Consider the following 12,525-nt stretch of genomic DNA (forward strand, 5'->3'; position numbering starts at 1 on the left):
GACTAGAGCGTAAAAACTTGTAATTATGAGACACTTATCTCTAATGGGAAATTGAAACAATGGAACGGCGTAACATGCAAAACAAACACATTCTCATAGTAGATGATCACTCATTGTTTCGCACTGGGTTAAAAATGATTCTCATGCAAATTGGAAAAGCACGAGGAATTTCAGAAGCCAACTCAATCAAAGAAGCGCTCGATTTTAGCGAATCTGGCGTGGATGTCATTTTATTGGATATACAGATGCCTGGAATTAACGGAATTGACGGCATAAAACCTGTTCGCGATCGATTCAAGACCTCACCAATTATCATCCTATCGGCAAGTAATGACCCTAACGCAATGGCAGAAGCCAAAAAATTGGGGGCCTCAGGTTACCTAAACAAGGCGGCAAGCGCGGATGAAATGGTCGCCTCAATTAATAGAGTGCTTCGGGGCGGCACATGTTTTAGTAGCGATGTCGATAAAGCAAACCCTCAGCACAACGCCAATAGCTTGAGCAACAATCTAACGCCAAGACAGTTGGAAGTCCTTATGTATTTATGTGAAGGAAAACCTAACAAATTAATCGCACGTGAATTGGAGATGTCGGAGAACACGGTTCGAGTGCACGTTTCCGCGATCCTGTCCGCTTTAGGCGCATCGAATCGATCTGAAGCCATGTTAATCGCGCAACGAGAAGGCATCACTGTTTAGAGGATGCTAATTAAAAATGAGCTGCCGGAACAGGCTGACATAGAACAAAGAGAAGCCAACAGAACTGAACAAGAAATTCTATATTGGCGCCAATTGCGATTGATTCATCGCAATTATGTACAGGGCGTATTTGGTTACACACTGGTAGCTCTCTTTACCTCCTATTTAATATATCAAGCGACATTAGACTTACGATCAATTGTTTGGGTTGCCGTGATGTGCATGGAAGCCATAGCAAGCATCGCCATTTTTTCATTTGGTTTTGAGCGATTCTTTGGTCGAAATGTTACTTTCGATACCCAGATCGTATTGTGTTTGGTTTTAATCCAAAGTCTTACGTACACGTATTTACCGTTCACATTTATCCCAGAAGGTGACCCTTCCGTTGTTATTCTACTGTGCGTAATATCGGCTAGTCTCGCGGCTGGCTCAGTCGCACTGTCTTCGCCGTTCTTTGTTGGCTTTGTGGCCAGCAGCTACCCAAGTATGCTCACAGTCAGTTATGCCCTTTACCTCCGCGAAGAGCCCCTATATCAATGGTTAGGTTTTGCATTTGCACTCATGCTTGTCGGTCTTACGTGGTTTGCGGTTACCCTTACACGAACAATCCAACAATCAATTGAACTTTCTTTAGAAAACCAAGGATTAGTTAAAGACCTTAGAAGCGCATTAAATGAAACAGACGAAGCGAACCGAGCCAAATCCGTATTTCTAGCGTCCGCAAGCCATGACCTACGACAACCATTACACGCACTCGGGCTGCTTAATGAGTCTTTGGGAAGAACAGAACTATCAGATGCTCAACACGAAATTCACCAACACATGAATTCCGCGTTAGGATCAACACGCGAAATGCTAGATGCATTGCTTGACATATCAAAACTCGATGCTGGAGCAATATCCGCGCAACCAAGGTCCTTTTTAATTAGAAATGTACTCAACAAACTTGAATCAGAGCTTGCTCCGACCGCTGATGAAAAAGAACTGATTTTCCGAACCAGAGAGACCATAGCTGCCGCTTACAGTGATCCTTTCTTGGTAGAGCTGATACTCAGGAACTTGATAGCGAATGCGATTAGATACACCAAAACAGGCGGGTTGCTGGTTGCTTGTCGGAAACGCAGAGATCACCTCAGCTTAGAAGTCTGGGATACCGGTGTTGGTATTGCAGAATGCGAGCATCACACCATATTCAAGGCATTCCAACAAATCGGCAACCCTGAACGTGATTCTCGCAAAGGCTTTGGCTTGGGATTGGCCATCGCGCAAGGCCTTGCATCCACAATCAACTCACGCATTTCGGTTGAGTCAAGAGTTAGGAAAGGAAGCGTATTTCGTTTTCTCATTCCGAAAGCGACGGAAGAAGTTATTGAGGACATCAATCAAGAGCTAGAGTTAGACCAATTTAAGGGCATCACTGTTATGGTGGTGGACGACGCACCTCATATTAGAGCATCAATGAACTCTGTACTTCGATCTTGGGGGTGTATTTGTATTCTCGCTGAATCAGCAGAAGATGCATTAGCCGCACCCAACGCCAACCAGACACAGATTTTGTTAAGCGATTACCGCCTACGTGAAGGCGTAACGGGCAAAGACGTAGTCCAACTCGTGAGGAATGAACTAAAACGCCACATCCCCGCGATTCTTATCACTGGAGATACGGGCTCAGAGAGAATCCGTGATGCGCAAACCACAGATGCACTACTACTACATAAGCCTGCGTCCGCAACGCAACTTTACATGATGATGCGCAAGCTTCTAGATTAACTGCCAGATATTAAAAGCTGGTGCATCGAATAGAGTTCCGCATTGATATAGAGTGAAGTTATGTTAGGATCTTGCAAAGCAAGACTGCTCCTTATTACTATTACCCGTATCTAAAGCGTGCCAAATGCGCTTGATTAGATGCACTGCCCTACTACTACGTTAAAGGACTAATTATGGATTCAAATACCCTCATCTTAAGGCGACTGTTTTGTTGTCTAGCTTTGGTGCTACTCTTTTCCACCTCTGCCCTATCGAAAACCAGCGTTGTGGTTTTCCCCGTGAGTGCAGAGTTAGATAACGTTATCACCGTTGCAAAAAAGGGCGGCGACTATACTCGCATTACAGACGCACTCAAATCAATTCCGGATAGTGGTGACAGCTCGGGCATCTCCGGAGAAAAACACCTAATTGTCATTGCCCCTGGCACGTACTTCCCTAAGGAGACGTTAATACTCAAGCCAAACGTTCATTTGGTTGGCTCAGGGCATGGCACGACGGTGATCAAATCTATCGTTGATAATAAATTTCAAAATACCACCACAGGCACGAACACGGTAGTTGAATTAAAGAGCTTCTCGAAAGTTTCTAACCTAACGCTGATCGCCACCGTCACTGGAGCGCTATCGGCTCAGGCTTTTGGTAACGAGGCGCAATCAAATCGAATTGAAATAAACAATGTGCGGGCCTCTATAAGCAGCTCTGGCGGTACCGCAATCGGGATTCACACCAGTAGTGATGTGACAGTAAGAGACAGCATTATTTCGGTCCAGGGTAATCAGAAATCGTATGGAGTGATCGGAGGCCGTGACGGTCTTCCAACAGAAAATTTCTTCATTGATTCAGCCTTTCATTTGAACGGGGGGTCACAAGAATGCATTGGGGTTTGGGAAAAGTTTGGATCTGACATCCAAACAACAACCCTCAATGGGGTATACATCGGCGACGGTTTACCGACTCTCGATGTCGCCCTAAACAATACGGCTAACTCCTGTGTCGCAATAAAAGCTTTTGGAGCTCACATTAGAATTCAAAACAGCACAATCAAAGGTGACGTTGTGTCTGAGAAAGACTTTGGTATTACGCCTGAACTAGTAATAAGTCAATCCATTCTCACTGGCACAGCGACGGGAAACGGAACGTTGCGTTGCCTAAACAGCAACAACTCTGAGCACCCTCTGAATAGAAACTGCCTTGCACCAGATTAATTTGTCGTCGAACTTAAGAACAAAGGAGGCTAATCAGTCTGATCGGCCTCTCTTCTGACACACTGTCTCTGGATTCCTATTTTTTTTCTAGTTCAGCTAACATCAGCTTTTTAATTACAGGCACAGGAGCATTGCCGTAACTCAAAAACTTATTATGAAAATCTTTTAAGCTAAATGCCTCACCTAACGTATTCTTTAACTCCTCACGAAACGCATAAATTTCAGAGTAACCGGTAAAATAGCTGGTTAACTGCACCTGCGAGAGCGTCGCTCGCTTCCACTTACCTTCGGCTTCGGTGCGTTCTTGAAAGGCTTCATTCATCAACAAATTTAGTGCCGCGTCCCGCTCCATGCCTAAGACTTGAACGCTGTAATCTAGAATAGTGTTTACCACCACTCGTAGGTTCCATTTCGAATACATCAACCACATTTCTGGTTCATTGTTTCCATAACCCGCCTCTAACATCATTCGCTCTGAATAAACGGCCCATCCTTCGATCATCGCCCCGTTAGCGAATATCGACTTAATTTTACTCGGGCTTTTATTAGCATGAACCAATTGCGTGTAGTGACCGGGGGTGGCTTCATGGATATTTAGAATCTGTAGAATCCAATGATTGTATTCTCGCAGGTAACTTTCAGCCTGCTCGTCAGAGTAAGAATCCAGTGGAGAGACATTGTAATACGTGTTAGCGGTGGCGTCATACGGCCCGGGAGCGTTGACTGAAGCACCGGCAATTCCCCGCTGATATTCTGGTGTCAACCGAACAACCAAAGGACGAGTTGGATCAGAATCCAACAACTGGTTGTCATCCATAAAAGCCTGAATAATCGGCATCTGACGACGAATTTCCTCCACAAAGTCTTCTCGATCGACATGCCTTTCGGAAAGCTTATCGATTAATTGCTTTACAGCAACAAGGTCTGCTTCTGGCCGCGTCGTTTCCGGAAAATAGGTCTCCCATAACTCTGACGTGATACGAATCATCTCCGCGTGTAGCTCTTGCTTTGCTTTTAAAGCAACCTCATAAAGCTCATTTGCTTTGTAGCTCGAGCCGATATCATGCTTAAACTTCTTTTCGTATATTTCGGCCCCTATTCTAAAACTGCGGGCATCATTACTGTCTAATAACGTTGATTTCTTATTCTCCAACCAGCTTACGTAGCCTTCCGCAGCTTTGGTGGCCATGGCCAATTTGGAATTTAGTTCTACAACAGCCTCTTCGTTTAGCGCAGAACCGTCAATTTTCTCCGGGATCAACTTAGAAAACAGGCTCACGGCTCCGCCTGTTTGTTGAATAGCCAGGTCGATGTGCTCTAGAGTCGGGTTTTTAATGTTCGCAACCGCTGCCTCATAATATGCAGGCACATTCTCCAGTCGCTTTGAAATAACCCCCAGACGATCAAGCAGGGGCTTATAATCGGTGTTTAGAATTACGCCAAAGGCGCCGGCTGGGTTATAACGAGCAGGGTTCCATTCGTAGTCACGAAATTCATCGATATACCATATGTTCGACTTTAGCTCAGCCTCGATAATGGCAAGGTCAGAGGCATTTGCCGCACTTAATTGGTTCGCATCGAACTCTTTAATAGCTAAGAGTTCGTTAACATAAAAGCCCCTTTCAGCCGCTCGCTGGACACCGTTTGGAACACGCAATTGGTCGTCGTGCTCATAATAGCCAACGTAAACGGCATAACTCGGTTTAAGCTCCCAAGTCTTAACTAAAAAATTCTCCTTAAATCTATCAAACGCTTCATTCTGATCAAGTATTTTCTCTTCCTTGATTGGGCTAACAGTTACTTCACTGGCGCTTTTAACATCAGTGTTTGCATCGGCTTCAACATCCTTAGCGTCGGGAGTCGAAACTTGTTCTGACCCCGTGCATCCACAAAGTATAGTGAGGGTAAATAGAAAGGTAATCAGGCTATGTTTCACCGGCGCAATCCAATTTGATAGTTTGTACAGACTATAAACAAAAATTGGTTTCTGCTCCACCATGATTAGTAAGTTGACGAGAGCAGACTAAATTCAATTTGATGAGCAAATACCCCGAATGTGGTTTTATTAGGTCAATTGCTTAGATACAATAATGCCACAAACCATAACAGTGTTATCTGATCGCGAGCACCCGCCTTATGACCGAACATTATTCTCATCTACTGAGCCCACTTGATTTGGGCTTTACCGTTCTAAAGAACCGCACTTTAATGGGATCCATGCATACAGGCTTAGAAGATCGAGCCAAAGATTTTCCAAAACTTGCTGCCTACTTCGCTGAACGAGCAAGAGGCGGAGTTGGCTTGATGGTAACAGGCGGGTTTGCTCCCAATGTTGAGGGCTGGCTTTCCCCATTTGGTAGCAAACTAAGTAAGAAATCTGAAGTTAAAAGGCACAGACAAGTGACCAAAGCGGTTCACGCTGAGGGCGGTAAAATTTGCTTGCAAATTCTACATGCTGGACGTTATGGCTACAGCCCATTATGCGTCTCGGCTTCTAACGTGAAGTCCCCTATCTCGCCATTCAAGCCTCGTGCTTTGAGCACAAAGGGTGTTTACAAGACGATAAACGATTACGCAAACTCCGCCTATCTAGCCAAAGAAGCTGGATATGATGGTGTTGAGATTATGGGATCAGAAGGTTACTTTATTAATCAGTTTCTTGTTACGCACACCAATAAGCGCACGGATGAATGGGGCGGTTCATTTGAAAACAGAATGCGTTTACCAGTCGAAATAGTTAAATCTGTTCGCGAAAAGGTTGGGCCCAACTTCATTATTATCTATCGATTGTCGATGCTCGATTTGATCGAACAAGGAAGCACCTGGGATGAAGTCGTCCAATTGGGTAAAGCCATAGAATCAGCAGGAGCCACTATAATTAACACAGGCATCGGTTGGCATGAAGCAAGAGTACCGACCATCGCTACGAGTGTGCCTCGTGGCGCTTTTGCATGGGTCACCGGGCGAATTCAAGACCATATAAGCATTCCTGTGGTGGCCACTAATCGAATTAACGACCCTGATGTAGCAAACGATATCATTGCTCGAGGTGACTCAGACATGATTTCCATGGCTCGCCCCTTTCTCGCCGATGCCGACTTCGTTAATAAAGCGGCCGCTGGTAAACCTGAACTCATAAACACCTGCATCGGCTGCAATCAGGCTTGCCTTGATCACACATTTTCTGGCAAGCGCTCGACGTGCTTAGTCAACCCCCGCGCTTGCTATGAAACCGAGTTAAATTATTCGCCAGCAACTTCGGTAAAAAGGATTGCCGTGGTCGGAGCTGGACCAGCAGGACTTTCCGCTGCGACCGTGTTGGCCGATCGCGGCCATCAAGTTGACCTAATAGAGATGTCAGATCGTATCGGAGGGCAATTTAACATTGCGAAGAAAATTCCGGGAAAAGAGGAATTCTATGAAACTCTCCGATACTTTGAACACAAAATTAAGGAAACCGGCGTCAACCTAATACTAGATACAAAAATTGACGCCAAACAGTTAGTCGAAGATGGCTACGACGAGGTGATTTTAGCCACGGGCATCACACCGAGAGAATTGTCTATCGAAGGAGCGCTCCATCCCAAAGTACTATCGTACATTGACGTAGTTACTCACAAAGCACCGGTCGGGAACAAAGTTGCTATCATTGGCGCCGGCGGAATCGGTTTTGATATTGCAGAGTTACTGACCCATCAGGGACAGTCGCCCAGTTTAGACATAGATACATTTAATAAAGAGTGGGGTGTGGACAGAGATTATGAAAGTCGTGGAGCCTATGTCCATGCAGACCCGGAGCCTTCTCCGCGTCAGGTCACCATGATGCAACGAAAAAGCACAAAAATGGGCAAAGGTCTTGGTAAAACCACAGGTTGGATTCATCGAGCGTCATTGAAAATGAAAGACGTCAATATGGTCACCGGTGCGGAATATACAAAGATAGATGATCAAGGGCTCCACTTCACCATAAACAATGGTGAACCGCAGGTTATTGAGTGCGATAACGTCGTAGTTTGTGCTGGTCAACTTTCACGTCGAGACCTGCTAGACGATCTAGATCGAGCAAATGTACCAACCCACCTAATAGGAGGCTCTAAACTTGCCGGTGAACTTGACGCAAAACGAGCCATTCGCGAAGGGTTTGAACTCGCGTCCAAACTCTAGAATCAAGCACACTTGACGATCTAAAATCCTTGGCCACCGATTTGGGTGGCCAACCTTTTCGTACAAGCAACCGCAACTATTAATTGCTGCATCTAAAGCTGATAATTAAAGCTCGCCTTGAATACGATTGAGTAATCATCTGCCTTATCAGCGGTGTTGTCGACCGTCTGATTAAAGACAAGTAGAAACTCTTTGTTAGCGCTTGGTTGATAACGCAGGCGACTATTGACCGATACGGTATCGCTCACATTATCTCCCTGAACCAGATTCAACCAAGCCCATTCAGTGTTAAAAGCAATATTCGCTCTTGCGCTGTAGAGCTTACTAGTAAATTCGCCCTCAGCTGTCTTAATGTCATTGTTTTCAAACGACAATCCAGCGAAAAAGTGCTTATTTGGCCTCCAATTTAGCTCGAGTTCTACGAGCTCACGGTCTCCACCAAAAAAATCACCATTTGCGTATAGAAATTCTGCGCTGAGCTCCCTTTGCGGCCCCGTTTCAAAGAATACCCCATAGCGTTTGAAATTGTACTCACCCGGCATCACCTGAAGCTCACCAGGTAACGTAAACGACTCCTCGATACCCTCAGTCTGATCGATCAAAAAAACCGTAAAGAAATCATTTTTTCCCGAAAAGCCTTCTAAAAAGTTTAATTGATACCGTTCTGTTTGAATTTCACCATCTATTCTATCGCTTCTAAAGTACTGAGCTCGCGCTCCAAGCCAATCGAAATAGGAATTATCTAACTGAAAACGCCTACGAAAACGTCCATTAATTTGCTCCACACCAGATCTATTAACGAACCCTAAGGCAGGGTTAAAATTCTCTTCGATTCGCCGCAAATCGATATGGCCTTCATATTTATAATTGGGGTAGCTCAATCTAACCCCGTAGGCACTTTGATCATCGTAAAAACCATTGGTGTTTGATTCCTGAAACCAAAAGTTTGCGCGAACACTTTGATCACCAAAAACATGACTGTTTCGGTATGTGTAATCGAGGCCGGTTAAAGAATTACCAGAGTCTGAGTTTGGATCACCCGACGTCGCGATAACTCCTATTTCAGATTCATCAAAGACGTTACGCGTTGCTCTCCCGACGAACAACTCGTCGTCCGCACCTTCAGCGATGGTATCTTGCTTTATCAGTAGGCCTCCCAAATTCCAATCGCCAGCACGCCCACTTAACTTTAGCCCAGTTTTTAAATCCAGGGGATCACCGTCATCAGATAAACCAATGCGTCTGGAGAAAAAAGGGCGTGCATTGCCATCCAAACCACCAAACTCGAAAATACTCGCGTCTCTAAGGAAAAAATCTCTTTTCTCAGGAAAGAACAATGAGAACCTTCCTAGGTTTAACTTTCGCTCATCGACCTCGGTCCCCGAAAAATCGGTATTCAGCGTTAACCCGGCCGTCAAAAAAGGAGTGATGTTGTAAAACCCTGTCAAAGACGGTTCGAACACTGAATCAGATCCAACGCTGTCACTGTTCTTGTACCCTAACGATAATGAAGGGTTGAGTTCAATACCCTTGCCTTGGCTGAATCCCGTCATTCCCGTGATTTTACCAAAGGCAGAGGGAGAAGTATTTCTGTCTACGGACGACCAAGCCATTTCCTCACCTCGCCTAGGGCTATTTCTTGTAAGGTTAAGACCCCACGTAGTGTTCTTCGGATCAAAAGCAATAGACTTAAACGGGATAGCCATTTCAACCGCCCAACCCCACTCATAGATTTTTGCAGCGGCGTCCCAAACGGTATCCCAGTCGTCGATGAAATAGTCGTTTCCTACCAATGCGTCCCTACGGACTCCGTTTGGATTGACCTGAAAGAAATAGGAATTACGTTGATCGTTAAACGTATCGAGGTTCACAGACACTCGATCATCAGAAAAAAAGGTTTGTCCTTGAACTAGCCCTTTAGCATCTATGGATTTCACGTCTGAATCATGGACCTTAAACGCTACGTAAAGGTAATCGGAGCTCACTACAATTTGAGCTTCCGTTTTTTCACTCACTGGCCCGTGATCCAATGGGCGAGATTGGTGAAAATCACTTATAACAGCTGATGCTTCCCAAATTGAGTCGTCTAGCACGCCATCAATTAGCGGACTCATTTTTTCATTCAAAAAACTTGGCTGAACTGTTGGACCTTCTTCGCCCGTCGTTTCTGCGCAAGTATTTACAGCGAAGGCTGCGTAGAATGCTACAAAGACAAACAATCGAACCAAATTCATTTCAAAACCCATAAGTGCCGTTATGGAGTTAAGGATGATGACATCAATAGAATAGTTTCAGCCAGATTTGTAAATCCTCGCCTCCTCTATTCTTTATCACTAGTATAGTCATGCCCGCCACAACCAATTTTATTTGCCATACGCCATAATCGCTTTGAGCGCGCACCCGAGCGGCAATATAAGTGCGTTCTTTTCTTTTCCGCAATGATTTCAATCAAGCTATCGCGATCGTCATTAGAAATTTGATAAGAGGAGAATGCTAATAGTTTAGTGTCAATACCATGAGCCGTTGCTGCAGCCGCGATAGCCTCGTAAGTTTCCTGGCCGGCATCTTCGCCATTGGGCCTATTACACACAAGTAATTCGACTTTCTCGTCTATGAGTCTTTCGATATCGCTCAGCGTTAGTTGACCTGATGCGGAAATTTGTTCATTCAATTTCAAATAATTCATCCTCTTCCTCTATACTAAAATTGCTTAATAGAATTTACAGATCGTCAAACCTTATCATACCCATTACCGTAATAATCATCTAACTCCATACTTCATGCCTCAACACCAACGCCATACGGTGTTAAATACATAATGCAGTAACCCGTAGTTCCAGGTCATGTACAACACCCATATTCGCCTCCCTATTATGTTGATTGGATTCTTTTTTACACTTGGCAAACATTATTTCTCCTAAGCTGTAGTCACATTGACCCTCGGTGCATTCCTTAGCGTAATTTTCCGCAAATTCAGAGGTGTCACTTTCAAGTTCAATGATGTCTAAGCCGTAGTAAAGCAGCTTTGAACGCCATGCGATATCGTTCTTAAAGCCCAAAAGAAGCCCGCGCCTCTGGAATGAAATTGAAAGATTCTCGGCCGCATACTGTCTTCTATTCAAATCGTCTTCGTTATAAGTAATTCGTCCCACACGAATTCTACTTAAATCTATTTCTTCCGCTTTCCAAAATGCCTCAATTTCCGAAACTAGATTTGATTCTAATCTATTTTCATAAACTCGAAGTTTTGTCTCACTGATACTAACGTATGCCAAAGGTATCAGTACGAAGAACGACAAGCAGAAATTACATAGGTGTGTAAAATATGAAGGCAGTTTTTTCAACACTATGAATATTGGAGTAATGCCAATTATGGCTGCAATCAGAATAGGAATCGACACTCTCCAACTTTCCGGTGATTGACTAGCTACTAAAAGAGGCAGAAGCGGTATAAGTGTAATGGCAATAAAGAAAAACGAATAGACGGTTGACTTTACATACGAGCGCGTAGTCAAAAATACAACGCCTGCTATAGTCACGCTAATACCGATTGGTACCCATTTCCACAATGACCAGAGACTTTCTATTTCGAAGTAAAATGAAAGCGGAGTCATATACACGTTTACCATCAAGTTCAACAAACTCCGCAATTTAAGAACTAGCGTAGCGGTATCAGTGAATATCAGACTAAGATTACTTATACCTCTTGCCCCAGCTGGATCAGGGAAAAGTGATGCGGAGACTTTACTCTGCACAATGTAAAATAGAGAGGCAAAGACAAAACATGAAATTAGTACAACTAGCCTCTCAAAAGACACTTTTCTTCCAGATAGAGCAAGAACAAAACATTCTGAAATGCCAAGCACAAGAAATATAACCAAAGCATACTCATAAGAAATAGAAACCAATAGTAATAAGGAGAAGGAGCACAACCTTGCAGTCCACGAAGATACGTTTGGTATCAATAACATATAGGAGTAGATAACCGTTGAAATAATTAGGCCCGATGAAGCAGTCACGTTCCAGAGGATTACCTCATTGGTAATTGGATGCGCAGCTAATAGTGCCGCTAACAACAATGCAGATACACTCCTCACCCCCCATAACATGAGTACCCGGTAAAGAAGAAAGGTGTAGAGGGTTACAAAAAATATTGCTAAAACCTTAGGCCATATTGATAGTACAAACTCACCTAGATAAGTGCCTGACAGACAAATATTTCCCATAGTGATCCATCGATAATCTTGAGGAGGGAAACGACAAATATCATATTTTATTACGGTGCTGTTTAGATCAACAAAGTAAAGAAAATCATCAGCGTACAATACGTTTTCTAATATACCTAAATACCTCAAATATGCGTTCAAGGCCAAAAGAGCTATAAAGGGCACTATTGCAGAACCTATGGAAGTATCTTTAACACTTTTAGTTGTAGTAAGCATTGGTTGATATATTAATTATGAAGGAATTATGATCCGAGGTGCAGATCAATAAAATAGCAGCCGTTATTAGTCGCAAACTATACCATTGAATAGCGTCAACCAATTTCGGAAGCGATCAAATTAGCAGAAAGTCTCTTTCACTTTTAAATTTGTAAGGTGGCATAGTATTCATCTCTTCGGTTCGTTCCGAACGGTCTATAAGAACCGCCTGTGATCGTAAAAGTCAACGCCCGTAATTAAGAAGGA

The 12,525-nt window shown here is 43.9% G+C and carries 8 protein-coding genes; 4 read left to right on the forward strand and 4 right to left on the reverse strand.

Annotated elements, in window-relative coordinates:
- The first annotated feature begins 74 nt into the window (after positions 1-74).
- The 3 genes from ABWW54_RS16230 (at position 75) to ABWW54_RS16240 (ending at position 3,673) form a co-directional block, all read left to right on the forward strand.
- Positions 75-698, forward strand: coding sequence for a response regulator (locus ABWW54_RS16230; protein ID WP_353413747.1), 624 nt, complete (start codon positions 75-77; stop codon positions 696-698).
- A gap of 3 nt (positions 699-701) precedes the next feature.
- A complete protein-coding gene (locus tag ABWW54_RS16235; RefSeq protein ID WP_353413749.1) occupies positions 702-2,468 on the forward strand; it encodes an ATP-binding protein in 1,767 nt (588 codons plus the stop codon).
- Between the two features lie 173 nt (positions 2,469-2,641).
- The gene (locus tag ABWW54_RS16240) at positions 2,642-3,673 is read left to right on the forward strand and encodes a pectinesterase (RefSeq protein WP_353413751.1); all 1,032 of its coding nucleotides are present in this window, start codon (positions 2,642-2,644) and stop codon (positions 3,671-3,673) included.
- Between the two features lie 76 nt (positions 3,674-3,749).
- On the opposite strand, the gene ABWW54_RS16245 is transcribed toward ABWW54_RS16240, so the two are convergent.
- Complete coding sequence (locus ABWW54_RS16245; RefSeq protein ID WP_353413752.1) at positions 3,750-5,609, reverse strand: DUF885 domain-containing protein; 1,860 nt, start codon at positions 5,607-5,609, stop codon at positions 3,750-3,752.
- Between the two features lie 200 nt (positions 5,610-5,809).
- Between ABWW54_RS16245 and ABWW54_RS16250 the strand changes: the two genes are divergently transcribed.
- Positions 5,810-7,837 carry an oxidoreductase gene (locus ABWW54_RS16250; protein ID WP_353413753.1) on the forward strand — a complete coding sequence of 676 codons (2,028 nt, stop codon included), beginning with the start codon at positions 5,810-5,812 and terminating at the stop codon, positions 7,835-7,837.
- Positions 7,838-7,929: 92 nt separating this feature from the next.
- Here ABWW54_RS16250 and ABWW54_RS16255 read toward each other — a convergent pair whose 3' ends face one another.
- The 3 genes from ABWW54_RS16255 to ABWW54_RS16265 all read right to left on the reverse strand — a co-directional run bounded on the left by ABWW54_RS16255 (position 7,930) and on the right by ABWW54_RS16265 (position 12,279).
- Positions 7,930-10,071, reverse strand: a complete 2,142-nt coding sequence (locus ABWW54_RS16255) for a carbohydrate binding family 9 domain-containing protein (protein WP_353413754.1) — start codon at positions 10,069-10,071, stop codon at positions 7,930-7,932.
- Positions 10,072-10,157: 86 nt separating this feature from the next.
- Entirely contained in the window at positions 10,158-10,523 is a 366-nt protein-coding gene (locus ABWW54_RS16260; RefSeq protein WP_353413755.1) for a beta-lactamase hydrolase domain-containing protein, read from the reverse strand.
- A gap of 121 nt (positions 10,524-10,644) precedes the next feature.
- Entirely contained in the window at positions 10,645-12,279 is a 1,635-nt protein-coding gene (locus ABWW54_RS16265) for a hypothetical protein (protein WP_353413757.1), read from the reverse strand.
- Positions 12,280-12,525: the final 246 nt, after the last annotated feature.

It is taken from the genome of Arenicella sp. 4NH20-0111 (genome assembly GCF_040366405.1).
GTDB lineage: Bacteria > Pseudomonadota > Gammaproteobacteria > Arenicellales > Arenicellaceae > Arenicella.

Coding starts and splice junctions, on each gene's coding strand:
- ABWW54_RS16230 (WP_353413747.1), top strand. CDS start 75: ATGCAAAACAAACACATTCTCATAGTAGATGATCACTCATTGTTTCGC.
- ABWW54_RS16235 (WP_353413749.1), top strand. CDS start 702: ATGCTAATTAAAAATGAGCTGCCGGAACAGGCTGACATAGAACAAAGA.
- ABWW54_RS16240 (WP_353413751.1), top strand. CDS start 2,642: ATGGATTCAAATACCCTCATCTTAAGGCGACTGTTTTGTTGTCTAGCT.
- ABWW54_RS16250 (WP_353413753.1), top strand. CDS start 5,810: ATGACCGAACATTATTCTCATCTACTGAGCCCACTTGATTTGGGCTTT.
- ABWW54_RS16255 (WP_353413754.1), bottom strand. CDS start 10,071: ATGAATTTGGTTCGATTGTTTGTCTTTGTAGCATTCTACGCAGCCTTC.
- ABWW54_RS16260 (WP_353413755.1), bottom strand. CDS start 10,523: ATGAATTATTTGAAATTGAATGAACAAATTTCCGCATCAGGTCAACTA.
- ABWW54_RS16265 (WP_353413757.1), bottom strand. CDS start 12,279: ATGCTTACTACAACTAAAAGTGTTAAAGATACTTCCATAGGTTCTGCA.